Source organism: Arthrobacter sp. NPDC093128 (assembly GCF_040683875.1).
Taxonomy (GTDB): Bacteria; Actinomycetota; Actinomycetes; order Actinomycetales; family Micrococcaceae; genus Arthrobacter.
Map to the genome: position 1 here is coordinate 54,877 of NZ_JBFBEY010000020.1, position 22,967 is coordinate 77,843.

Here is a 22,967-nt window from a genome sequence, read left to right on the forward strand (position 1 = left end):
AAATACCGATTAGCACAAGAATTGTCGGGCATTGTCCATATGCCTTTTTCGGAGTGTCGATTTGCGGGTTCAGGCCGCCGCTTCCCGCTGACTAGGCGCAATAGCGCTTCCGTGGCAATCTTGTTCCGTGAGTACTGTAGAAAGCCTTGTAGGCGAATGGCTGCCGCTGCCCGACGTTGCAGAAATGATGAACGTTTCCATCACTAAGGTCCATGGATTGCTGGACGAAAAGGCGCTGGTCGCGCTCAGGGTCGGCGACCGTCGAATCCGCTCGGTGCCCGCCGACTTTATGCAGGACGGCCATCCGGTGGAAAGCCTCAAGGGGACCATCGTTGTCCTGTCGGATGCCGGCTACTCCGATGAGGAACTGATTACGTGGCTTTTCACCCCGGATGAATCACTGCGGGGCCGGCCTATCGACGCATTGCGTGAAGGCCGCAAGACGGAAATCCGCCGCAGGGCACAGTCCCTCGCCTGGTAGTACTGGCCAGGATCCCCGCTAAGTCCCGATGAGCGCCGGGCCGCGCCGCTGAATTCAGGCGGCGCGGCTGACGGTTGCCTCGGCCAGCTTCCGCAAGGCCGTCTTGGGCAGGTCTTCCAGCGGCAGCAGGTCGAGTTCCGTGAATGCTGCCCGACCGAATTCCTCGATCAGCACTTCAGTTGCCTGGAGCGCTCCGCAGTCCACAATGATGCGCCGGATTTCCTCCACGTCCGCATCCGAGAGGTCCGGGCTTCCGAGCTTGGCGTCAAGGAAGCGGGATTCTTCCGGTGCCGCCTGGTCCAGGGCGAAAGCCACCAGGACCGTGCGCTTGCCTTCCCGGAGATCATCGCCCGCCGGCTTGCCGGTGGTGACGGGATCGCCGAAGACTCCCAGGACGTCGTCCCGGAGCTGGAAGGCTTCGCCGAGGGGCAGGGCGAACGCCGAGTAGCCGCGGAGCAGTTCATCGGAGGCGCCTGCAAGCGCACCGCCCAGGGCAAGCGGGTGCTCGGTGGAATATTTCGCCGACTTGAACCGGATGATGGACTGGGCGCGGCTTACCGCTCCGGCGCGGTCGCGCATGGGTCCGGCGACCTCTTCCAGGATGTCCAGGTACTGGCCCGCCATCACTTCTGCCCGCATCAGGTTAAAGATCAGCCGTGCCTGGCTTCCCGAGGCCGCCGCCTCGCCGATGTCCGTGAACGTCTCCTCGCTGAACGAGAGGCACAGGTCCCCGGTCAGGATGGCGGCGGCATGGCCGAAGCGTTCCCTGTCCAGGGCCCAGCCCTGGGCTTCATGCAGCTGGCTGAAGCGGCGGTGCACACTGGGGCCTCCGCGCCGTGTGTCCGAACGGTCAATGATGTCATCGTGGATCAGTGCCGCCGCCTGGAACAGCTCCAGCGCCGATCCCGCTGTGACCACCTCGGCGGCCGCCGCGTCTCCGCCGGCGCCGCGCCAGCCCCAGTAGCACATGAGTGCCCGCAGCCTTTTGCCTCCGGTGACGAGGTTGGAGATGGACCCCATCAGCGGATCGATGTCCTGGGATATGGCGGACATCACGGATTGGCGGGTGGCCAGGAAGTCGTTGAGCTTGCCGGCGACGGCGGCCACGAAGGCCGTCTGCTCAAGGCGCAGCTGCTCTGCGACCGTCACTTGGCGGACTCGGCTGCGACGTTGGCGCCAATCGTGAACGTGGAGACCCCGCCGGTCTCCACCACTGCTATGTTCACGGTTTCGTTGTCACCACGGAGGAAGTCCTTTGACGCTACTGCGCCCACATTCTCCCCGGGCACAGCCTTGAAGCCCTGGGCTTCCAGCTCCTTCGTATAGAAAGCCACGACGGCGGCAGCCGGGGAGGTGATGTTTCCCACCAGGGCAGCGGTCGCCGGAGTGGACGTCTTGTCGAAGCTGCTCGAGACCACCTTTGATCCGGGCATGACCGGCAGCAGTTTTTCCGGGAAGCCGGAGACGAGTGCGCCGACGGTTGCCGTGGTTCCGGGTGACGCCGAAGGGCTCGCCGGTGCAGTGGTGGATGCCTGTTCAGTGACGGAAGCTGAAGCGCTGGCCGTCCCCGAGGCCTTGGCGCCGGGATCGGCCGGGGTGCATGCCGCCAGGGCCAGCACGGCGCCGGCCACGATCACGGCAAAGCCCGCAGGCTTGAGCTTTCCAATTACCTTCACAGAAACTGTCCTCCTGGTGTTGACGCCGGATTCAGCCTCCAGTTTAGTCAGTCCCACGGCATAGGATTGTAGGCGTGGGGTCGGAACAGGATAAACAGAAGCTCGAAGCGACCCTCAGGGAGCTCCGTCGAAGCAGCATCCTGCATGTGGACATGGACGCTTTTTTCGTCTCGGTGGAACTCCGGAGCCGTCCGGGCCTGCGCGGAAAACCGGTGATCGTCGGTTACCCGGCGGAGCGGTCGGTTGTCCTGTCCGCCTCCTATGAAGCCCGGGCCTTCGGGGTGAAGTCCGCGATGCCCATGGCGGTAGCGGCGCGCATGTGCCCCTCGGCAATCATCATCGAACCCCGGCACAAGCTCTACTATGAGGTTTCCGCGCAGCTGATGGCGATCTTCGGGTCCATCACGGACCTCGTGGAGCCCCTCAGCGTCGACGAAGCCTTCCTCGACGTCGGCGGGGCCATCCGGCGGCTGGGAAGTCCGCGCGAGATCGGTGAGATTATCCGCCGGCGTGTGCTGGGCGAGCTCGGCATCACCGCATCCGTCGGCATAGCTGCCAGCAAATTTGTGGCCAAGATAGCCTCCACCCGCTGCAAGCCGGACGGACTCCTGCTCATCTCGCCCGATGAGACGGTTGCCTACCTGCACAGTCTTCCGGTCAACGCGCTCTGGGGTGTCGGAGCCAAGACCGTCGAGGTATTGGCGCGCATGGGAATCCGGACTGTGGCGGATGTGGCCGCGACGCCGCCGGCCTCGCTGAAGAAATCGCTGGGGGCCTCCGGCGAGCACGTCTACAGGCTTTCGTGGGGGATTGACCCCCGGCCGGTAACTCCGGTCCGCCTGGAGAAGAGCATCGGTGCCGAGGAAACGTTCGCCGTGGATACGGCCGATGACGTGCTCCTGCACCGGGAGCTGCTGCGTTTGTCGCACCGGACAGCCGAGCGGCTCCGAAGCACCGGAATGGTTGCCAGGACCATCTCCCTCAAACTCCGCTACGCCGATTTCTCCACCATCACACGCAGCAGGACCGTCCACTCCCCGGTTGACAGTGCTCAGCTGATCTTTGCCGTTACCGTTCAGCTCCTCGAATCTCTGGGCACACGGCCCATGACAGTCCGCCTTGTCGGAGTGAGGGCGGAGCAGCTCGAGGATGCCGCCCACGCCTCACTGCAGCTCAGCCTGGACCGCCGCGATGACAACTGGCGGGCGGCGGAACAGGCCCTGGACAGGGTGGCTGAGAAGTTCGGCTCGAAATCGGTGATTCCGGCGCGGCTGCTGGACCCGCTCAACACCGCCGACTGAGCGCGGTACCCGGCCTCGGAAGGCACTTCGGAAGGCATTCCTGGCTCCCCGGCTGACAATGCGCCTGTGCCTCCGCCCGGCCCGCCCGCGGCGTCTTTCAGAACAGGGCACAACAAACTATCCTTAGATATACGTAGATTTCGAACGTCTGGAATTACTGACCAGCCAGCTGCATCAGTCCTTCGTCCGAATGCGTGGAACCCGGGTCCTCCGGTATACGGTGGCCGGGAACCTCCTGCGCATGCCGGACGTTATCGGATTGAGAACCAGAGGCCACGGCACGTCCGGACGTTGGCCGACTTAAGGAGGTCGTGATGCCGCTCTCGGAGCACGAACAGAAGTTGCTCGAGCAGCTGGAGAAGCAGCTGCACGAGGACGATCCGAAGTTTGCCAACTCAATGGGATCGGATCCGGGCCGTAACTGGTCCACGCGCCATATTGTGATGGGCGTGCTGGCCACCCTGGCCGGTGTTCTCCTCCTGCTGGTGGGCGTATCACTTCAGAGCATTTTTGTTGGTGTACTCGGTTTCATTGTGATGGGAGCCGGAGTCTATTTCGCAACGATGCGTAGTTCCGCCGCCGGGAAAGCAAAATCGTCCGGCGCCAAGAAAACCGGTAAGGGGCGCAGTTCATTCATGAGCGGCCTTGAGGAACGCTGGGACGAACGCCGCCGCGGCGAACCGTGACAGCCGTTCGCTAACGCTCCACTTCGCACCACCCTGCCTCCGGCAGACCCGCACGAAGACCCGCCCCGGCGGGTCTTTTGCTTTTTAAACGCCGACAATCCGGGGCGGCGATCCCGGAGGCCCATCGCGGCGGGCGCGGCGTCCCGCCGTCGTCCTCCCAGGGGACGCCGGCGTGCGCCACTCAACGTCATAACCCCTCCACTTTCCACCACGCCCACGGAACCCTGTATTTCCGGGGGATTATTCGTCCAATCCCGGGATGAATCTTTCGTGTCGCGTTGACTGTGGAGCGATGTGGAGTAAAGTGGAGCGAGTAAGAGGGTAGTGGCAGCACAGGGGACGTGCAGCTCCTGACGACAGACAGGCGGGTGGCCATGTTTCTTGGCACTCACTCGCCGCGTTTGGACGAAAAGGGGCGGATCATCCTCCCAGCGAAGTTCCGTGAGGAACTTGCCAGCGGACTGGTACTCACAAGGGGCCAGGAACGTTGCATCTACGTCTTCAGTGAGCGGGAATTCGAACGGATTCACGAGCAAATGCGGGAGGCGCCCATCTCCTCCAAGCAGACTCGTGACTACATCCGGGTTTTCCTCTCTGGAGCCTCGGACGAGGTACCTGACAAGCAGGGGCGCGTGACTATTCCTCCCGCACTCCGGGCATATGCAGGTCTTGGCAGGGAGCTCGCCGTCATTGGCGCCGGCTCCCGGGCGGAGATCTGGGATGCCCAGGCTTGGAATGAGTACCTGGCGGAGAAGGAAACCTCCTTCTCCGAAACCGACGACGCCATCCCGGGAATCTTCTGAAGCCCGGAGGCGACGACGTAAGTGTTTCTTGAACGAGATCTCCAGCCGCCCATCCGAACGTTTTCCTGGCTCACTTCCCCGGAGCCAGGCGGACGCTGGGATAGGCGCGGATGGGGATCTGGCTTAAGAAACACCCCGAGGCACAACGGCAAGAAAGGACAACGGTATGAGCGATCCCAATCAGCCAAAACCCACGTCCGAACGCCATGTACCGGTCCTCAAGGACCGGTGCATCAATTTGTTGGCCCCGGGTATCGAGGCAGCCCGCCAACGCGGCGACAGCCCCGTGGTCATCGATGCAACCCTCGGGATGGGCGGCCACTCCGAAGCCCTGCTCCAGCGGTTCCCGGACCTCCACCTGATCGGAATCGACCGGGACGAGGAAGCGCTGGCCCTCGCCGGCGAGCGTTTGAAAGCCTTCACCGGCCGGACTGACCTGGTGCACGCTGTCTACGACGAAATCCCCGATGTTCTCCGGGAGCTTGGCGTCACCGAGGTCCACGGCGTGCTCATGGACCTGGGGGTTTCCTCCCTCCAGCTCGACGAGCGTGAGCGCGGGTTTGCCTACTCCTTTGATGCACCCCTGGACATGCGCATGGACACGAGCCGGGGACAGACGGCCGCGGACGTGGTGAACAACTACAGCGAAGAGGATCTGGTCCGCATCATCCGCAAATGGGGTGAAGAGAAGTTTGCCGGGAGAATCGCGAACCGCATAGTGGCGGCGCGCGAGGCGAAGCCTTTCGCCACCACGGGTGAACTCGTTGACACCATTCGCGCCGTTGTCCCGTCAGGGGCGGCAAAGACCGGCGGACACCCGGCCAAGCGGACCTTCCAGGCACTGCGGATCGAAGTCAACGAAGAACTCGATGTGCTGGAGCGCGCGGTGCCCGCTGCCGTGGACGCCCTGGCCATGGGAGGCCGCGTGGTGGTCATGTCGTACCACTCGCTGGAAGACAAGATCGTCAAGAAGGTCTTCCAGGCCGGCTCAAAGTCGTCGGCGCCGCTGGGGTTCCCGGTGGAGCTGGAGGAGCACAAGGCCGAACTCAAGACCCTGACCAAGGGCACCGAGGTGCCCACTGCCGACGAAATCGCCGAAAACCCACGCGCAGCGTCCGCCAGGTTGCGCGCCGTTGAACGAATCAGAGCCAGGAGGGCCGCATGAGCACCGCCGCTGCCAAGAACTTCCCAGCCGTGTCCGGCACGGCGGCCCGTGCCCTCACGGGGCTCAAGCCTGACGGAGGTTCCGAACGGAAGCTGCGGACGCCGCTGTCGGTAGTCCGCTCCACGCCGCGCAAACGCCGGGCCCCCTTCGTTGTGCTCTGCTTCGCCCTGCTGGCTGTTGCCCTGATGGCTGTCCTGGTCCTGAACATCTCCGTCTCCACTGCCCAGTACCAGTTGGTGCAGTTGCGGAGCGACCAGTCCACGCTGACGAAACAGAACCAGGACCTGACACAGCAGGTCCAGAACTTCGATGCCCCGCAGAACCTGGCTGCCAAGGCCGCAGAATTGGGCATGGTTGCCTCCACCGGCAAGGGCCAGATCGACCTGTCCACGTTGACTGTCAGCGGCACGCCCAAGCCGGCGGCCAAGGGTGACAAGCCGGGCGCCGTCATTGCAGCGCCCGCCGTTGCCGGACAGCTCACTGTCGTTCCGCCCGCCACCACCAAGGATCCGCTGGCCGCCCGCAAACCGGCGGAAGCCGAGGCCGCTAAGCAGCCCGCAGCTGCACCGGCGGCAGCAGCCCCGGCCGCGGCTGCGCCAAAGCCCGCGGCTGATCTCCACGGAGGCTCCGTTCCGGCGCCGAAGCAAAAGACCCCGGGACAGTAACTGACAGGACTGACCACCAGTACGCAACCAGCAAGGACTCATCGTGGCGCAGAGCACGGGCAAGAAGACAACCGCAAAAGTGCCCAACGCCACCAGGAGGCTCCGCCTCGGACTGGGCATGATGCTGGCACTGCTGCTTGTGGTTGGCGGCAAGCTGTTCATGGTCCAGGGGCTGGACATCGGCGGGATGGCTGAGGCCGCACTGAACAACCGCCTGACCCCGATCGAGCTCCCTGCCGAACGTGGCAGCATCCTGGACGCGAACGGGACGGTCCTGGCCGACAGCGTGATCCGTTACAACGTGGTGGTGGATCAGCGGGTCAACACCAAGACCGAGTCGTTCAGGCGACTGGACACCGTCGGTGAGAAGGAAGAGCTCGTTACGGTCTCCAGGGACAAGGGCATCGAGGAGTTGGCCGCTGTCCTGGGACAGAATCCCGAGGACATCAAGGACGCCCTGACGGGGGAGAAGCCCTACTACATCGTGGCGAAGGACCTCAAGCCCGACATGGAGGACCGGATCTCCAAGCTGCAGATCCCGGGAATAGTCACCGTCGGCACCAGCAAGCGCGTTTACCCGAACGGCTCCGTGGCCGGCGGGATCGTCGGATTCCTGCAGGACGGAGCCAGCGGCCAGGCGGGACTGGAACAGACCCAGGACGAAGTCCTCAAGGGAACTCCCGGCAAGCGGCTTTTTGAAATCGGCGCCGACGGCCTGCGCATCCCGGTGGGCGTGGACGAGCTGACTCCAGCCGTCAACGGCAAGGACATCCGGCTTACCCTCAATTCGGACCTCCAATACTTCGCGCAGCAGGCCATCCAGAGCCAGTCGGACAAGCTGAGCGCCGAATGGGGCGTCATCATCGTCCAGGACATCAAGACCGGCAACATCATCGCCATGGCGGACACCAACGCCCCGGACCCCAACGACCCCGGCAAGGTGGCTGCCAAGGACCGTGGCGTCCGGTCGGTGACTGCCGCGTACGAGCCCGGCTCGGTGGAGAAGATGATCACGGCGGCCGCCGTGATCCAAGAGGGCAAGTCCAGCCCGCTCGACCATTTCACTATCCCGTCATCCCTTGTAGTGGACGGCCAGGTCTTCACGGACTCCTTCGACCATGGCACCGAGGAACGTACGCTGGCCGGAATCCTTGGCTGGTCCATGAACACCGGAACTGTCATGGCGGGTTCGCGCCTCACCAAGGAACAGCGCCACGACTGGCTGCAGAAGTTCGGCATCGGTGAGGCACCCGACATCGGGCTGCCCGCCGAAGCCGGCGGCATCCTGACCCCGGCCGATCAGTGGGACGGCCGGCAGGAGTACACCGTCCTGTTCGGACAGGGTGTCTCGCAATCCACGCTGCAGACCGTCCGCGCCTACCAGTCCATTGCCAACGGCGGCACGATGCTCCAGCCGCGCCTGATTGACAGCTACATCAACCCCGATGGAACCGAGGAAAAGGTCCCGGCGAAGGAGAGCCGTCAGGTCGTGTCTCCGGAGACCGCGAAGCAGGTGCGGGACATCCTGGAGAGCGCCGTGACCGAAGGCCAGATCAAGGACGCGGCCATTGACGGGTACCGCGTCGGGGCCAAGACCGGAACGTCCGAATCACCGTGCGACGACGGCAAGTCCGGGTACTGCGGGTACACGGCGTCCATGGTGGGGATGGCGCCGATGGACGATCCTCGGTTTATTGTTGAAGTTGTCCTGCAGCGCCCCAAAGGCAGCATCTACGGAATCACCAACGGTCCGGTGTTCCGCTCGGTGATGAGCCAGGTTCTGCGGACATACAACGTTCCGCCATCAACGGGCGAGCCGGTCAGGCTGCCCCAGTACGTCAAGTAGCACGTCCACAACATCGTACGCATCAGGGGAACTTCCCCTACGCCCGGTGTGATCCACTAGCACCAACGGAGATCCACTTGTCAGAGCACCATGCCCCAGGCAGCACCGACGCGACGAACGGCACGGAAGCCGGTTCCGGCTTCCGGCCGACGGCCGTTGCCCCGGTGCCCCTGGGCACCATCGGCGAGTCTGTCGGCGTCGTAGTTCCCGGGGCCTCCCGCTCCATACCCGTCACCGGGATTTCGCTGAACTCGCGAACGGTGGAGCCGGGCGACCTGTACGTCGCGCTGCCCGGCGCAGCCCGGCACGGGGCGGACTTCGTATCCCAGGCGGTCACGGCGGGGGCCGTTGCGGTCGTGACGGACGACGACGGCGCGCGGCTCCTCGCGCTGTCTGCAGACACTCCCGTGCCGGTCCTGGTGGTTGACCGGCCCCGCAGCGCCGTCGGGGGCCTGGCGGCGCTGATCTACCAGAGCCGGCCGGAAACGGGCCCCGCTCCGTCACTGTTCGGCGTCACCGGCACCAACGGCAAGACCACCACCACCTACTTCATCAACGCGCTGCTTCAGGCACTGGGCCGCAAGACCGGACTGATCGGCACCATCGAGATCGTGGCCGGCGGCCAGCCGATTCCCAGCCTGCTCACAACGCCTGAATCCACGGACATCCACGCCCTGCTGGCGCTCATGCGCGAACGCGGCCTGGACGCTGCCTCCATGGAGGTTTCCTCGCACGCAGTGTCGTTCCACCGGGTGGACGGGGTGCAGTTCGACGTCGCCGGCTTCACCAACCTGACCCAGGACCACCTGGACCTCCACGGCACCATGGACGACTATTTCCACACCAAGGCGGAGCTGTTCACACCACTCCGGGCCAGGTCAGCGGTCATCACAATCGACGACGAATGGGGCAGGCGCCTCGCGGCCGGCGCAGCCATTCCGGTCACCACCCTGGCAACGGCCGAAGGCACCGACCCGTCAGCATCCGCCGCCGACTGGACCGTCACTGCCACCGCGCCGCGGGGGCTTGGCACTGAATTCCGGCTGAGCCACCGCGACGGCACGGAACTGCGTGTCCACACGGGCCTGCCGGGGGGCTTCAACGTCTCCAACGCGGCCCTCGCGACCCTTATGGTGCTGGCCAGCGGAGTCGACGCTGAAACGCTGCAGTCAGTGCTCGACTCGGCCGATCCGTTCACCGTAGCCGTCCCTGGACGCATGCAGCTCGTTTCCACGGCGCCGGCAGCCGTCGTCGACTTTGCCCACAACCCGGACGCCCTCCGGCGTGCGCTGGAAGCCGTGCGCTCAGCGGAACCGGGCTCGAGGGTGATCGTGGTCTTCGGGGCCACAGGGCAGCGGGACCAGGGCAAACGGCCGGCCATGGGGGCCATCGCCGCGCGCCTCGCTGACGTGGTCATCGTCAGCGACGACGACCCCCACGATGAGGACGCCGCTGCCATCCGTGCCGACGTCCTGGCGGGCGCCCGCCACGCCCAGGAAACCGAAGGCCTCGGATGCACAATCCTTGAGTCGTACCCCCGCGACGCAGCCATCCGGCAAGCCGTTGACATGGCCGATCACCGGGACACGATCCTCGTGGCCGGGCGCGGCCACGAGGTCTGGCAGGAAGTCAACGGCGTCAATCTGGCGCTCGACGACAGGGTGGAGCTCCGCGAGGCCTTGACAGCGCGCGGATTCACCGTTCTGAATGACGAGCGGATAGAGTCCTAGACCGAGATGATTGCATTTACTGCGGCGGAAATTGCCGAAATTACAGACGGCCGCCTTGCCGCCCCCCCGACCATCACGCCCGTCGCGGTGGTCACGGATTCCCGGGAGGCCACGGAGGGGTCCCTCTATGTGGCGAAGCCCGGCGAGACCGCTGACGGCCACGACTTCATCGGTGCGGCCTTTGAACGCGGCGCCGTCCTTGCCCTGGTGGAACGTGACGTTCACGACGATACCGGAAACCCGTATCCCGCCATCGTGGTGAAGGACGCTGTCCTCGCCATGGGCGCACTGGCCGCCGAATCCGTCCGCCGGATCCGGGCCCGCCGTGAGGCCGAGGGCTCCGGTTTCACCGTTATCGGCATCACCGGATCCGCCGGCAAGACCACCACCAAGGACCTGCTCGCCGGAATCCTCGCCGCGGAAGGCAACACCGTTTCGCCCCAGGGTTCCTACAACGGCGAGGTGGGTGTACCGCTGACCGTCTTCAAGGCCGGATTCGACACCCGCTACCTGGTGATCGAGATGGGTGCCACCGGGATCGGCCACATCCGCTATCTCGCGGACATGGTCCGGCCCCGGATCGGCGTGGTCCTGGGCATCGGAACCGCCCATGCCGGTGAATTCGGCGGAGTGGACAACATCGCCGTTGCCAAGGGGGAACTGATCGAGGCCCTCCCGGAAAGCGGAACCGCGGTCATCAACCTCGATGACGGCCGGGTTGCCGGAATGACGGGCAGGACCAGCGCCAACGTGCTGGGCTTCTCCGCGCAGGCCGCCGAAGACATCCCGGACGCCGGGCTTCGCGCCACGCACGTGGAAACGAACGCAACCGGAAACCCGGAGTTTGAACTCTTCTTCCCGGATGAGGCAGCGGGGTATCAGGTCCGCAGCCGCCTCATCGGCGCGCACCACGTGACCAACCTCCTGGCAGCGGCCGGAGCGGCCTATGCGGCGGGGGTCCCGGGGGAGCGGATCGCGGCTTCCCTCAGTGCCCAGTCGGCCGCCAGCCGCTGGCGGATGGAACGCACGGAGCGTGCGGACGGCGTCACCATCATCAATGACGCCTACAACGCCAACCCCGAATCAATGCGGGCCGCCCTGCGGACGCTGGCCGACCTCGGCCGCGGCCGCCGCACCTGGGCGGTGCTCGGGGCCATGCTGGAACTGGGCTCCGATTCCATCCGGGAGCACATGGCAGTCGGCACCCAGGTGGTCAGGCTCAACATCTCCCGCCTGGTCGTGGTCGGCCGCGAGGCGCGTTCGCTCTACGTCTCGGCCGTCAACGAAGGCTCCTGGGGAGACGAATGCGTCTTCACCGAGACTGCGGACGAGGCCTTTGACCTCCTCCAAAAAGAGCTTGAACCCGGCGACCTGGTCCTCTTCAAGTCCTCCAACAGTGTTGGGCTGAGGCATTTAGGGGATCGGATAGCATTACCTCCACAAACCCAAGCAACCGCCACTGAAGGGAGCGAGTCGCTGTGATTGCACTGCTCATCGGCGCTGGCCTGGCCCTGCTGTTTGCTTTGGTGGGAACCCCGCTGTTTATCCGTCTCCTCGTCCGCAAGAGCTACGGCCAGTTCATCCGCGACGACGGCCCCACGTCGCACCACACCAAGCGCGGCACGCCGACCATGGGCGGCACAGTCGTCGTGTTTGCGGTGCTGCTGAGCTACGCGCTGACGCACCTCATCATGTGGATGTTGAACCCGCGGTCGCCCGGGCCGTCCGCCTCCGCCCTGCTCCTCCTGTTCCTGATGGTGGGCATGGGGCTGGTGGGGTTCCTGGACGACTTCATCAAGATCTCCAAGCAGCGCAGCCTCGGCCTGGACGCCAAGGCCAAGCTGATACTCCAGGCAGCCGTCGGCATCATTTTCGCGGTGATGGCCCTGAACTTTCCGGATGAGAATGGCCTGACGCCGGCATCCACGCAGATCTCCCTCGTACGGGACATCCCGTGGCTGAACCTCGCCTTCGGCGGGACCGTCCTCGGTGCCATCCTGTTCGTCCTGTGGTCCAACCTGATCGTCACGGCGGCCACCAACGGCGTGAACCTGACCGACGGCCTGGACGGGCTCGCGGCCGGAGCTTCGGTCATGGTGTTCGGCGCGTACACGCTGATGGGAATCTGGCAGAGCAACCAGGCCTGCGGCTCTCCGCGGCAGGCCGGCGGTGGCTGCTACACCGTCCGAGACCCGCTGGACCTCGCACTCCTTGCAGCCATCCTCAGCGCAGCGCTGGTGGGCTTCCTGTGGTGGAACACCTCGCCGGCCAAGATCTTCATGGGCGACACCGGTTCGCTGGCCATCGGCGGCGCGGTCGCCGGTTTCGCGATCCTGTCCCGGACCGAACTGCTGCTCGCCTTCATCGGCGGCCTCTTCGTCCTCATCACGCTGTCGGTGATCATCCAGGTGGGCTACTTCAAGCTCACCAAGGGCAAGCGTTTCTTCAAAATGGCTCCGCTTCAGCACCACTTTGAACTCAAGGGCTGGGCGGAAGTCACCGTTGTGGTCCGGTTCTGGATCCTCGGCGGCCTCTTCGTCGCCGCGGGCCTCGGTATCTTCTACGCAGAATGGGTGGTCCTGCTGTGAGCAGTCCTATACCTTCGCCGCTGGCAACGTCGCCCCGGCTCGATAACCTGGTGAGCTGGGACTCGGACTGGGCCGGACTCCGGGTCGTCGTGACGGGTATAGGCGTCTCCGGCTTCGCCGCCGCAGACACCCTGATCGAACTCGGCGCCCGGGTTGTGGTGGTTGACGCCGCCACCAGTCCGATCGCCAAGGCCCAGGCGGACACCCTGAAAATCGTCGGTGCCGTGGATGTCCTGCTCGGCGAGGACGCGGTGCACTCCATGCCGAAGATCGACGGCCAGAAACCGGAACTCATTGTGACCTCCCCGGGTTGGCGCCCGGACCAGGCCCTGCTCGCGCTGGCTGCACGGACCCATATCCCCGTCTGGGGCGACGTGGAACTCGCCTGGCGGGTGCGTGAGCGGGAGGGCCGCAAGACCGCGGACTGGCTGACCATCACCGGAACGAACGGGAAGACCACAACCGTTGGCCTGACCGAATCCATGCTGCAGGCCGCCGGACTCAAAGCCATCGCCGTCGGCAACGTGGGAACGCCCATCCTGGACGCCCTGCGTGACCCGGTGGAGTACGACGTCCTCGCCGTGGAGCTTTCGAGCTTCCAGCTGCACTGGAGCCACTCCGTCTCACCGGTCGCCAGCGTCTGCCTCAACGTCGCTGAAGACCACGTGGACTGGCACGGCTCCTACACTTCGTACCTCGCCGACAAAGCGAAGGTCTACGAACGGACCCAAAGGGCCTGCATCTACAACGCCGAGCAGATCGAAACCGAACGCATGGTGGAGAACGCGGATGTCGTGGAAGGCTGCCGGGCCGTGGGCTTCACCACCGTCACGCCCGCCATCAGCATGCTCGGGGTGGTTGAAGGCCTCCTGGTGGACCGTGCCTTCATCCCCGGACGCAAGGACAGCGCTGCCGAACTTGCCGCCATGGCGGACCTCGGCCCGGTGGCACCGCGCCACATGGTGGCCAACGCCCTGGCCGCGGCGGCCCTGGTCCGGGCCTACGACGTGGAGCCGCAGGCCGTCCGGCAGGGCCTGAAGAACTACATCCCGGGAGCCCATCGCATCCAGCTCGTCGCCCGCCACAACGATGTGCTGTGGATCAATGACTCCAAAGCCACGAATCCGCACGCCGCGGCGGCGTCGCTGTCCGCTTTCAGCAACGTCATCTGGATCGCCGGCGGGCTCTCCAAGGGTGTGAGCTATGACGAACTAGTCAAGGACCAGGCCCCGCGGCTCAAGGCCGTAGTCCTGATCGGAGCGGACACGGCTGCGCTCACGGAGGCCCTCAAACGACACGCACCGGATGTCCCGGTTATCGGACGCGCCAAGGGCGACACTGAAAATGTGCAGTCTGCCGACGCGGCCGGTGCCGGCGCAGTGCCCTCGCCGATCTACGGGGAAACTGTGATGGCCCAGGCCGTTGCCGCAGCGGCACAGCTGGCCTCTCCGGGGGACACTGTGCTCATGGCCCCGGCGGCTGCTTCCATGGATCAGTTCTCTTCCTACGCTCACCGTGGGGACGCCTTCATTGAAGCTGTCCGCGGGCTCGTGGAAGGGCAGGCTCAGACCGGCGAGGAGTAACAATGGTCAGCACGCCCACCCGTGCCCCGGCTGCCAAACAGCGGGGCGCAACGCGGCCTCCGGCGTCGTCGCGGACAGCCAAGGCGGCCGGGTCTAAGCCGAAGGTTCAGGCGTCCGGGAGGGCCGGGAAGGGTCATGTGCCCCCGCTGGCGAAACTCCGCAGCGGGTACCGGAGCTTCTGGGCAAAGCTGGAGGGAACCGGTAAATCACGCAACGGTTCCACTTACTACCTCATCCTTGGCTCCACCCTCGCGCTCACAGCCATCGGCATCATGATGGTGCTTTCAGCGTCCAGCGTTGAAGCCATTGCCGCCGGCGAGTCACCGTACACGGCCGCGCTCAAGCAGGGCATGTTCGCCGCCATCGGGGTTTTCCTGATGTTCGTGCTTTCGCGCGTCAATGTTGTCTGGCTCAAACGGCTCGCCTGGCCGGGGATCGCCGGGGCTTATGTCCTCCTGGTCCTCGTGCTCCTGATCGGTACAAGCACCAACGGCAACCAGAACTGGATTGAGTTCGGCGGCATCACCTTCCAGCCCTCAGAAGCGGCCAAACTGGCGCTGGCGCTCTGGATGGCCACGGTCCTTGCAGTGAAGGCCAAGCTGCTCCACCGCTGGCAGCACGTGGTGGTCCCGGTCCTTCCCATCGCCGCCGGCATCATCGGGCTGGTCCTGGCAGGAAACGACCTCGGCACAGGCATGATCATCATGATGATCATGGCCGCTGCACTGTTCTTTGCCGGGGTTCCGCTGTACATGTTCGGCATTGCGGCTTTGGTTGCCGTGGCCGGGGCCGGGTTCATGGCCGTCACCAGTTCAAACCGGATGTGCCGCATCACTTCCTGGTGGACCGGAAACTCCTGCGGCGAAGGCATCGATGCCAACTACCAGTCAACCAACGGGCTGTACGGCCTCGCCTCCGGCGGCTGGCTGGGCGTGGGCCTTGGCCAGAGCCGGCAGAAATACAGCTGGATCCCCGAAGCCCACAACGACTTCATCTTCGCGATCATCGGGGAGGAACTCGGCCTCGTGGGCACCGTCGTCGTCCTCATCCTCTTCGCCATCCTGGGTGCTGCGATCTACCGGGTGGTGGTGGCGCAGGAGGATCTGTTCCACCGCGTCCTTGCCGGGACCATCATGGTGTGGCTCCTGGGCCAGGCCACCGTCAACATGTCCGTGGTCACGGGCCTCGTGCCCGTCATCGGCGTGCCGCTTCCATTCATTTCCTACGGCGGATCGGCCCTGCTGATGTCGCTGTGTGCCGTCGGCGTAGTGTTGTCGTTGGCACGGGCACAGATGGCGCCAAGCGTCCAGCCCAAACGGATGCTCAAGTTCCGCACCAAGGGCGGACGCCCACACTCCACACGAAAGCGTAAATAGCACTTAATGAATGCCGAGTCTTTGTCAGTAGTCCTCGCCGGCGGCGGAACGGCGGGGCACATCAGTCCCCTCCTGGCCATAGCGGCCGCGTTGCGGGAAGTGCGCCCGGAGGTGCGCCTCCTGGCCGTGGGAACGCCCAGCGGGATGGAGACCAGGCTGGTTCCTGCGGCCGGCCTGGAACTGGCCACCATCAGCCGCGTGCCGTTTCCGCGCAAGCCATCCCTTGATCTGCTGCGGCTCCCGGGACGGCTGGCCGGTGCGGTCAGGCAGGCCGGAAAAATCCTTGACGACGCTGAAGCCGACGTCCTGGTGGGCGTCGGCGGCTACGTGTGCACACCGCTCTACCTCGCCGCCTGGCGGCGCAACATCCCCATCGTTATCCATGAGGCCAACACCCGGGCCGGCCTGGCCAACAAGGTAGGCGCCCGCTTCAGCCGCCACGTTGCCGTTGCCTTCGCCGGCACGAAACTCCGCGGGGCCAGGCACGTCGGCATGCCGATGCGCAGGGAAATCGCCGCGCTGGACCGCGCCGCCGCACGGCAGCCGGCACGTGAGCTGCTGGGGCTGGAGCAGGACCGGCCCACGCTCATTGTTACCGGCGGCTCGTCCGGTGCGCAGAGCATCAACCGGACGATCGCGGCGTCCGTGGAAGCCCTGGCCGCGGCGGGCGTCCAGACCCTCCACATCACCGGCAAAGGCAAGACAGTCCCCGACGCCGATGGCAAGCCCCTCGCCGCGGACGGCTACCGACAAGTGGAGTACGTCGACGGCATGGAGAACATCTACGCGGCTGCCGACCTCCTGCTGGGCCGTGCGGGCGCAGCCACGGTCTGCGAGACCGCTGCCGTGGGGGTTCCGGCGGTCTTCGTTCCGCTCCCGATCGGCAACGGCGAGCAGGCCCTGAACGCCGCCGGCCCCGTAGCGGCGGGCGGGGCGCTGGTGGTGGACGACGCAGCGTTCACACCCGAATGGGTCAGCAAAGTGGTCGTCCCCCTGCTGTCCGATCCGGCCCGACTGGCCACGATGGCGTCGAAGTCCGAAGCCCTGGGTATCCGAAATGCCGATCGCCAAATGGCTGATCTTGTCCTGGAAGCAGTAAGCAAATGACCACATCCGCGTCCGGCCCCGGTACGAGGAGCCAGGAATCCCTGGGCCGCGTGCACTTCATCGGCATTGGCGGCGTGGGCATGTCCGCCGTGGCCCGGATCATGGTGGCCCGCGGTATCCCGGTCACCGGATCCGATGCCAAGGACCTGCCCGTTATGGCCGACCTGGCTGCCGCCGGTGCCGGCATCTTCGTGGGCTATGAGGCCGGAAACCTGGGCACCGCCCAGACGGTAGTGGCCGGCTCTGCCATCCGCGCCGACAATCCTGAGCTCCAGGCCGCGCATGCCGCCGGGCTGCCGGTGCTCCACCGCTCGGAGGCCCTCGCGGCGACCATGGCGGACGACCGCGTGGTCACGGTGGCCGGAACACACGGCAAATCGACCACGACGTCGATGATCACGGTCCTGCTGCAGGGTGCCGGCCATGATCCCAGTTTTGCCATCGGCGCCAACGTTCCGGCGCTGGGCGTCAATGCCGCCAGCGGCACGTCGGACATCTTTGTTGCCGAGGCTGACGAATCGGACGGATCGTTCCTCAACTACCGTCCGAGGATCGCCGTGGTCACCAATGTGGAACCCGACCACCTTGACTACTACGGCACCGCCGAAGCCGTGTATGCCTCGTTTGACCGCTTTACCGAACTCCTGCCGGCCGACGGCGTCCTGGTGGCCTGCGCCGATGATTCCGGCGCCCGTGCCCTCGCTGAGCGAACCATTGCCCGGGGCAATACCAGGGTGGTGCTCTACGGCACCGCCGAGGATTCGCAGCTGCGTCTGCACGACGGCGGACCCGGTGATGTTTGGGTGTCCACTCCTGCAGGGAAGTTTGCGTTGGAGCTCCAGGTCCCCGGCCGGCACAATGCGCTCAACGCCGCAGCAGCATTCGCCGTGGCGCTGGAGCTCGGCGTCGCTCCTGAAGCGGCATCGGCTGCACTGGCGGGGTTCTCCGGTGCGTCACGCCGTTTTGAGTTCAAGGGTGAGGGGCGGGGCGTGCGGGTCTATGACGATTACGCGCACCACCCCACGGAGGTCCGGGCGGCGCTGGCCGGGGCACGGTCCGTGGCAGGGAACCACAAGGTGCACGTGCTGTTCCAGCCGCACCTTTTTTCCCGCACCCGCGAGTTTGCGGCCGAATTTGCCGAAGCGCTCAACACCGCAGACACCGCCCTGGTCCTGGACATCTATCCGGCCCGGGAAGACCCGATTCCGGGCATCAGCAGCCAACTGATCGGGGACCGGCTGTCCGGCGGCGGGCGGCTCGTTTCCGCCGAGGACGCCGTCCGTGCCATCGTGGCGGACGCGGCTCCCGGCGACATTGTGCTCACGGCCGGCGCCGGCGACGTCACGGCCTACGGCCCGCTGATTGTGGAGGCCCTGCAGGTAGAGGCGCCCGGTGGCTAGCACCCGCCGGCCAAACTACAAGACCGGCGGCCCGGCGTCGAAAGGCAAAGCCGATCCGGGCAGCGGACGCGCGGACGTGATCTCCGCGTCCAAGGCCCCGCCCGCCGCCGAAGGCAGCGTCACCAGTGCTCCTCCGGCGCCGGATAACGTGCTGTCCTTTCCGGAGCCCAAAGGCAAACGGATCCGCCGCAACATCATCCTTGCTGCGTGCATCGCAGCGGCGCTGGTCGCGGGCCTGCTCGCAGCAGCCGTCTACTCGCCCGTGTTCGCCGTGCAGACCGTCTCGGTGGACGGTACCAAAATGCTGACGCCCGAGCAGGTGCAGGGGGCGCTGGAACCGCTGCACGGCAAGCCGCTGCCCCAGGTGCACGACGACGAAGTCAGGCAGCTGCTGGAGCCCTTTGTCCAGGTCAAGGAAGTGACCACGGAGGCGCGTCCGCCGTCGGTGCTGGTGGTCCACATCCGCGAACGCACGCCGGTGGCCCTGGTGAAGCAAGGGGAAGTCTTCCAGCTGGTCGACGTCGACGGCGTGCAGCTTGGCACCACCGGGGATCCCGCCAGCATCCAGCTGCCGGTGATCGACGGCGGGGCAGGAGCGATAGGCAAGGATCTCTTCAAGGCCATCACGGGAGTGCTGGCCGCACTGCCTGCCGATGTGCTCGCGAAGCTGTCCGATGCCTCCGCGAAGTCCGTTGACGCCGTCGAACTCAAACTGGTGGACGGACAGACAATTGTCTGGGGCAACGCGGGGGAGAAGGAGCTCAAGGCGAAGGTGCTCGAAGCCCTGCTCAAGGCGCCCGCGGACCCGAAAAACCCCGTGCAGGTCTACGATGTCAGCGTGCCGCGGCATCCCGTGACACGATAGTGGACGAAATCCCGGGATTAGCACCGGGACGAGCATTCAGGCGCGCTGTGCAACCAGCCGGCCGGCAGCAGTGGTCCAGGGCGATTTCCGCTCTATTTAGCGGGTATTCCCACGACACGCGGTGCCGGTCATTGAATGTCTCAGGCATAGGAAATAGCGTCACAGCATGAGTTACTTGACATAACTATAACCCTCAAGTCGAAGGTTAAGGTTAGGACTTTCAAGCAAGACTCCATCAGTTTTCGCAATAGGACACGAACAAGGGACACGTAACGTGGCAGCTCCGCAGAATTACTTGGCCGTCATCAAGGTCGTCGGCATCGGCGGCGGTGGCGTGAACGCAGTCAACCGCATGATCGAGGTCGGTCTTCGCGGTGTCGAATTCATCGCAATCAACACCGATGCCCAGGCCCTTCTGATGAGTGACGCAGACGTCAAACTTGACGTCGGACGCGAGCTGACCCGGGGTCTTGGCGCAGGTGCGAACCCCGAAGTGGGCAAGCAGGCGGCAGAAGACCACGCTGACGAGATCGAAGAGGTCATCCGCGGCGCGGACATGGTCTTCGTGACGGCCGGCGAGGGCGGCGGCACCGGCACGGGTGGCGCCCCTGTGGTTGCCCGCATTGCACGCTCCCTCGGCGCCCTCACCATCGGTGTTGTCACCCGCCCGTTCACCTTCGAGGGCCGCCGTCGTGCCGGTTCCGCCGAGGCGGGCATCGACGCCCTCCGCGACGAAGTCGACACCCTGATCGTGATCCCCAACGACCGCCTGCTGTCCATCAGCGACCGCAACGTCTCTGTCCTGGATGCATTCCGCTCCGCTGACCAGGTCCTGCTGTCCGGTGTCCAGGGCATCACCGACCTGATCACAACCCCGGGCCTGATCAACCTCGACTTCGCGGACGTCAAGTCCGTGATGCAGGGTGCTGGCTCCGCGCTGATGGGCATCGGCTCGGCGCGGGGAGAGGACCGGGCAGTCAAAGCCGCGGAACTCGCCATCGCGTCACCGCTCCTTGAAGCATCGATCGACGGCGCCCACGGCGTCCTCCTGTCCATCCAGGGCGGCTCTGACCTCGGCCTCTTCGAGATCAACGAGGCGGCCCGCCTGGTGCAGGAAGTTGCCCACCCGGAGGCCAACATCATCTTCGGCGCCGTCATCGACGACGCCCTCGGCGACGAGGCCCGCGTGACCGTGATCGCAGCGGGCTTCGACGACGTCAAGGCGACGTCGCCCTCCATGGACCAGTCACTGCCGCAGGCCGCCCCCCAGCGTCCCGCCGCGCCCACCTCCGCTCCTGCCCCCGCGCAGGCGCCGGCACAGCATGTCCAGCCCGTGCACGCCGGCATCGGGGCGCCGGGCCTGAGCAACTGGGGCCAGCAGCGCCCCTCCGCCGTCCCCGCCGACTCGGGATTCGACGTCGACCTTCCGTCCGTCGTGGAGCCGGACCTTTCGGGCAGCCGCTCGGATGACCTGGACGTCCCCGACTTCCTGAAGTAAAAATCGGCTGGACGCTTTGTCAGCTAGTCAGCTAGTCAGTTAGCGGTGTTTTGATTGTTTTGGTGGCGAACCGAGGTCCGGCCTGGCGTGTGGGTGGCATTCACCGACGCCAAGGCCGGAAACCTCGCCCTGCATGTGGGCGACGATCCGGCTGAAGTGCGTCGCCGGCGCGAACTCCTGGAAGCGGAGGTTGGCCTGGCGGCAGGCAGCTTCCAGTACATGAACCAGGTGCACGGCAATGCCGTGGCCTATATTGGCGACGCGGCAGCCAGCACAGCGGCAGGCAGCACTGCAGCAGGCAGCTCAACGGCAGGCGGCCCCACTGCGGACGCGATGGTGTCCGGCGGCCGTCCGCTTGCCGTGATGGTGGCGGACTGCGTACCCGTGGTCCTTGCCGGGCAGACCTCCGGGGGAAGTCCGGTCCTGGGCGTGGCCCACGCGGGCCGGCCGGGTGTTGCCGGCGGCGTGATCCCCGCAACCTTGGCGCGCATGCGTGCCGAGGGGGCTGAAGGCATTCTGGCCTGGATCGGTCCGTCGATCTGCGGGTCCTGCTACGAGGTGCCGGAAGGCATGCGTGCGGACGTGGCGGCGGCCGTACCGGCAACCTGGGCCACAACATCATGGGGCACTCCCGGCCTTGATCTTCCGGCGGGGGCACGGAGCCAGCTGGAAGCCGACGGCGTCACCGTGGAGTACTCCGGACCGTGCACCCTCGAAAACGAGGAGCTGTTCTCCTATCGCGGCAACCCGGACACCGGACGGTTCGCCGGGCTGGTCTGGACCACATGAGCGAGCACCGCGACGTGACGGCGGCAGACGACCCGCGCCTGCTCGAACTCCAGGGGCGCCTGGCCGCGGTCCGGCACCGAATTTCCGCGGCCACGGAAGCCGCCGGCCGGCACGGCAACCCGCCGGAACTGATCGTAGTGACCAAATTCCACCCCGCCGATGACGTGCGGCGGCTGGCAGCCCTGGGTGTCACTGATATGGGGGAGAACAGGGACCAGGAAGCGTCAGACAAGGCAGCCCGGCTCAGCAACCTTGGGCTCCGGTGGCATTTTGTCGGCCAGCTGCAGAGCAACAAGGCCAAGTCCGTGGTGCGGTATGCCCACGCCATCCATTCCGTGGACCGGCCGCAGCTGGCAGCAGCTCTCGCCCGCTCCATCGCCACGGAGCAGGACCGCACCGGCCGGGGCCCGCTCGAATGCTTCATCCAGGTGAGCCTGGATGACGACGCCGGCAGTCACCGCGGCGGCGCGAGCCGCCTGGACGTGCCGGCACTGGCGGACCAGCTGGCCGGATCGCCGGGGCTTGTGCTTGCCGGCCTGATGGCAGTGGCTCCGCTCGGTTCCGATCCGGATGCTGCCTTCGGGAGGCTGGCCGAAATTTCGGCGCAGCTGCTGAAGGACCACCCCTCTGCTTCCGGCATTTCCGCGGGCATGAGCCAGGACCTCGAATCCGCCGTCAGGGCCGGTGCGACACACCTGAGAATTGGCTCGGATATATTGGGTTCGCGTCCTGCGTTGCGGTAGCGTCAAAGCATTGGAAGAGAATGGCGGGGATTCCAATACTGTCAAGTCAACTCAGCGGCCCGCTTACGGACACGATTAGGAGTCGACCATGGCTGGCGCTCTGCGCAAGACAATGATCTATCTTGGGCTCGCCGATGGCGATGAACACTACGAGTCCGAGCACCACACACCGCATAGGGACGAGGACGATTCAATGGAGCATGACCGCGAGGAACGCCGGGCACCGGCGCCCGTCCGCGAGGTCGCCCGGGAAACTCCGACTCCACATGCCGCCGAAGAGGAATATCGCGCACCTGTGACACCTATCAAGCGCGCGGCCTCGAGCCGCGAAGAGACCACCGGACTCCGCCAGATCACCACGATCCACCCGCGGTCCTACAATGATGCCAAGCTGATCGGCGAAAGCTTCCGTGACGGCATCCCCGTCATCATGAACGTCACGGACATGGGCGAGGCCGACGCCAAGCGTTTGGTCGATTTCTCGGCCGGGCTCGTGTTTGGCCTCCGCGGCAGCATCGAGCGGGTCACCAACAAGGTCTTCCTGCTGTCGCCGTCGTACGTAGAGGTCATCGGCGACGACAAGAAGGTCAGCGAGACCCAGGCCAGTTTCTTCAACCAGAGCTAGCACCGGACTTACGCGGATGCCAGGCAGGACACCTGTCTGG

Annotated in this window: 21 protein-coding genes; 19 read left to right on the forward strand and 2 right to left on the reverse strand. The window is 65.5% G+C overall.

The window, feature by feature from the left end:
- Nucleotides 1-127: 127 nt before the first annotated feature.
- Nucleotides 128-481 (forward strand): Rv2175c family DNA-binding protein, encoded by a 354-nt coding sequence (locus tag AB0N24_RS21055; protein WP_364128594.1) that lies wholly within the window; start codon nt 128-130, stop codon nt 479-481.
- A gap of 54 nt (nt 482-535) precedes the next feature.
- Here AB0N24_RS21055 and AB0N24_RS21060 read toward each other — a convergent pair whose 3' ends face one another.
- Entirely contained in the window at nt 536-1,630 is a 1,095-nt protein-coding gene (locus AB0N24_RS21060) for a polyprenyl synthetase family protein (protein ID WP_364128596.1), read from the reverse strand.
- Complete coding sequence (locus AB0N24_RS21065) at nt 1,627-2,157, reverse strand: hypothetical protein (protein ID WP_364128599.1); 531 nt, start codon at nt 2,155-2,157, stop codon at nt 1,627-1,629. Before AB0N24_RS21065 ends, AB0N24_RS21060 begins: the two co-directional genes overlap by 4 nt.
- A 74-nt stretch (nt 2,158-2,231) precedes the next feature.
- Between AB0N24_RS21065 and dinB the strand changes: the two genes are divergently transcribed.
- From dinB to sepF, 18 genes are all read left to right on the forward strand, one after another.
- Nucleotides 2,232-3,458, forward strand: a complete 1,227-nt coding sequence (dinB, locus tag AB0N24_RS21070) for a DNA polymerase IV (RefSeq protein ID WP_364128602.1) — start codon at nt 2,232-2,234, stop codon at nt 3,456-3,458.
- Nucleotides 3,459-3,772: 314 nt separating this feature from the next.
- Nucleotides 3,773-4,144 carry a DUF3040 domain-containing protein gene (locus tag AB0N24_RS21075; RefSeq protein WP_364128605.1) on the forward strand — a complete coding sequence of 124 codons (372 nt, stop codon included), beginning with the start codon at nt 3,773-3,775 and terminating at the stop codon, nt 4,142-4,144.
- Nucleotides 4,145-4,518: 374 nt separating this feature from the next.
- Nucleotides 4,519-4,947, forward strand: coding sequence for a division/cell wall cluster transcriptional repressor MraZ (mraZ, locus tag AB0N24_RS21080; protein ID WP_028271726.1), 429 nt, complete (start codon nt 4,519-4,521; stop codon nt 4,945-4,947).
- A 166-nt stretch (nt 4,948-5,113) separates the two neighbouring features.
- Entirely contained in the window at nt 5,114-6,112 is a 999-nt protein-coding gene (rsmH, locus tag AB0N24_RS21085) for a 16S rRNA (cytosine(1402)-N(4))-methyltransferase RsmH (protein ID WP_364128608.1), read from the forward strand.
- Complete coding sequence (locus AB0N24_RS21090; RefSeq protein ID WP_364128611.1) at nt 6,109-6,777, forward strand: hypothetical protein; 669 nt, start codon at nt 6,109-6,111, stop codon at nt 6,775-6,777. The genes rsmH and AB0N24_RS21090 overlap by 4 nt, the downstream gene beginning before the upstream one ends.
- Before the next feature lie 43 nt (nt 6,778-6,820).
- Nucleotides 6,821-8,623 carry a penicillin-binding protein 2 gene (locus tag AB0N24_RS21095; protein ID WP_364128614.1) on the forward strand — a complete coding sequence of 601 codons (1,803 nt, stop codon included), beginning with the start codon at nt 6,821-6,823 and terminating at the stop codon, nt 8,621-8,623.
- 77 nt (nt 8,624-8,700) lie between these two features.
- On the forward strand, nt 8,701-10,353 hold the full coding sequence (locus tag AB0N24_RS21100; protein WP_364128617.1) for a UDP-N-acetylmuramoyl-L-alanyl-D-glutamate--2,6-diaminopimelate ligase: 1,653 nt from the start codon (nt 8,701-8,703) through the stop codon (nt 10,351-10,353).
- A gap of 6 nt (nt 10,354-10,359) precedes the next feature.
- Entirely contained in the window at nt 10,360-11,835 is a 1,476-nt protein-coding gene (gene murF / locus AB0N24_RS21105) for a UDP-N-acetylmuramoyl-tripeptide--D-alanyl-D-alanine ligase (RefSeq protein ID WP_364128618.1), read from the forward strand.
- Nucleotides 11,832-12,941, forward strand: a complete 1,110-nt coding sequence (mraY, locus tag AB0N24_RS21110) for a phospho-N-acetylmuramoyl-pentapeptide-transferase (RefSeq protein ID WP_364128621.1) — start codon at nt 11,832-11,834, stop codon at nt 12,939-12,941. Before murF ends, mraY begins: the two co-directional genes overlap by 4 nt.
- On the forward strand, nt 12,923-14,524 hold the full coding sequence (gene murD, locus AB0N24_RS21115) for a UDP-N-acetylmuramoyl-L-alanine--D-glutamate ligase (RefSeq protein WP_364128624.1): 1,602 nt from the start codon (nt 12,923-12,925) through the stop codon (nt 14,522-14,524). The genes mraY and murD overlap by 19 nt, the downstream gene beginning before the upstream one ends.
- Nucleotides 14,525-14,526: 2 nt before the next feature.
- Complete coding sequence (gene ftsW, locus AB0N24_RS21120; protein WP_364128626.1) at nt 14,527-15,900, forward strand: putative lipid II flippase FtsW; 1,374 nt, start codon at nt 14,527-14,529, stop codon at nt 15,898-15,900.
- A 6-nt stretch (nt 15,901-15,906) separates the two neighbouring features.
- The gene (murG, locus tag AB0N24_RS21125) at nt 15,907-17,007 is read left to right on the forward strand and encodes an undecaprenyldiphospho-muramoylpentapeptide beta-N-acetylglucosaminyltransferase (protein WP_364128629.1); all 1,101 of its coding nucleotides are present in this window, start codon (nt 15,907-15,909) and stop codon (nt 17,005-17,007) included.
- The gene (gene murC / locus AB0N24_RS21130; protein ID WP_364128632.1) at nt 17,004-18,407 is read left to right on the forward strand and encodes a UDP-N-acetylmuramate--L-alanine ligase; all 1,404 of its coding nucleotides are present in this window, start codon (nt 17,004-17,006) and stop codon (nt 18,405-18,407) included. The genes murG and murC overlap by 4 nt, the downstream gene beginning before the upstream one ends.
- Nucleotides 18,400-19,272, forward strand: a complete 873-nt coding sequence (locus tag AB0N24_RS21135; RefSeq protein ID WP_364128634.1) for an FtsQ-type POTRA domain-containing protein — start codon at nt 18,400-18,402, stop codon at nt 19,270-19,272. The genes murC and AB0N24_RS21135 overlap by 8 nt, the downstream gene beginning before the upstream one ends.
- 274 nt (nt 19,273-19,546) lie before the next feature.
- Nucleotides 19,547-20,770, forward strand: a complete 1,224-nt coding sequence (gene ftsZ / locus AB0N24_RS21140) for a cell division protein FtsZ (RefSeq protein ID WP_364128637.1) — start codon at nt 19,547-19,549, stop codon at nt 20,768-20,770.
- A 54-nt stretch (nt 20,771-20,824) separates the two neighbouring features.
- Entirely contained in the window at nt 20,825-21,559 is a 735-nt protein-coding gene (locus tag AB0N24_RS21145) for a polyphenol oxidase family protein (RefSeq protein ID WP_364128640.1), read from the forward strand.
- Nucleotides 21,556-22,302, forward strand: coding sequence for a YggS family pyridoxal phosphate-dependent enzyme (locus tag AB0N24_RS21150; RefSeq protein ID WP_364128643.1), 747 nt, complete (start codon nt 21,556-21,558; stop codon nt 22,300-22,302). Before AB0N24_RS21145 ends, AB0N24_RS21150 begins: the two co-directional genes overlap by 4 nt.
- Nucleotides 22,303-22,390: 88 nt before the next feature.
- Nucleotides 22,391-22,927 (forward strand): cell division protein SepF, encoded by a 537-nt coding sequence (gene sepF, locus AB0N24_RS21155; RefSeq protein ID WP_214954845.1) that lies wholly within the window; start codon nt 22,391-22,393, stop codon nt 22,925-22,927.
- The last annotated feature ends 40 nt before the right edge of the window (nt 22,928-22,967 follow it).